Annotated in this window: 1 pseudogene; it reads right to left on the bottom strand. The window is 61.1% G+C overall.

The features are described 5' to 3' along the window. A pseudogene (locus ASD32_RS30145) lies at window positions 1-1,271 on the bottom strand (hypothetical protein); the annotation flags it as partial.

Here is a 1,271-nt window from a genome sequence, read left to right as displayed (position 1 = left end):
CCATCTGCGCGGTGATCAGGCCAACACCGTTGAGGTCATAGGCCGGTTCAACGATCGCGGTGAGGCGTCCAGGCGTCCATCCAATATCGGTCGACCTATTCCACCAAACGCCGCCATCCCAGATGGGAGAACCGAACTTACGGATGCGGGCACGCACCTGGCGGTAAACGTTCGCTGTCACGCTCAATCCGGCGGGAGATATAACGTAGGGATCGGCCACAGCGTTCGCTGGTCGCAAATACCCGTCAACAACGGTCGGATCGCCATTGCCCGTCCAGCCTTCAGCCGTGATGTCGAACATCCACAGCTTGGCCGGGTCGAACTGGTTATCTGTCCCGGCCGACAGAAGCCCCATACGCTGAGACAGCGCTTCATAGTCGCTGACCCGAGCCGTATCGACCGCGGTAATTGCCGCATCCAGCGTATCCGTCTCGGCTTCCAGCGTCGTCACCCGCTGCACTACGGCAGCCGTGGCAGCCACGGCGACGGTGATCTGGTCGGTGAAGCTGGCAACAGCCGACCCGATGGTGACCGTCAGGACATTGCGAACCTGCTCGATATGCGTGAATTTTGCATAATCGAGTTCGGCCACAGCATCTCGCAGTGCGCCGATCTCATTGAGCATCGCGCGGTAACGGTCGGCAGCTTCGAACGCACTGGCAATCCTCTCCGCCTGCTCGACGCCCAGAGCATCTGCCTGCGCCTGCACGGCAGCGATGCGCGCCTGCTGTTCTGCCAAGAGCGCCGCAGCCTGAGCTTCGATGGCTGCAATCCGCGCCTGCGTCTCGGCTACGAGCGCCGCCGCTGTCTCCGAGGCGACCCCGCCCACGTTCTGCTCGATCCACTCTCGCAGTACCTCAAGAGACGCCAGGACCTCACCGGCAAGATCATCATCACCAAGCCTGACATCCGGCGTCAGGACATCGATCCATTCCGACCACTCGACGTTTCGACCGGAATATGGAACCTCAATGCCCTTTATCTGGTAGAGCGTCGCCGGGAGGCACCAGGCACCAGATATCACCCACTCGTATGGCGGGGCATATGCGACGGCGGCGCTATCGAAAACAACGGCACCCGTCGTTTTGACCCTCGCCACGATGCGCACGCTCAAAACATCGTTGAGATCATCGGCGGCCTTGACCTTGATTGCGGGACGACGCGCTGCGCCGGCGTCATCCCTGATTTCCCACGGCTCCGCTTCCCAGCCATCGATGACGCTGATAGGCGGATAGATTGGCCCAAGCGGCACAAAATCGGGCGGAATGTAT

Origin of the sequence: Rhizobium sp. Root483D2 (assembly GCF_001426685.1) — a bacterium.
Classification (GTDB): domain Bacteria; phylum Pseudomonadota; class Alphaproteobacteria; order Rhizobiales; family Rhizobiaceae; genus Pararhizobium; species Pararhizobium qamdonense.
This window is presented reverse-complemented; position numbering and strand designations above follow the sequence as displayed.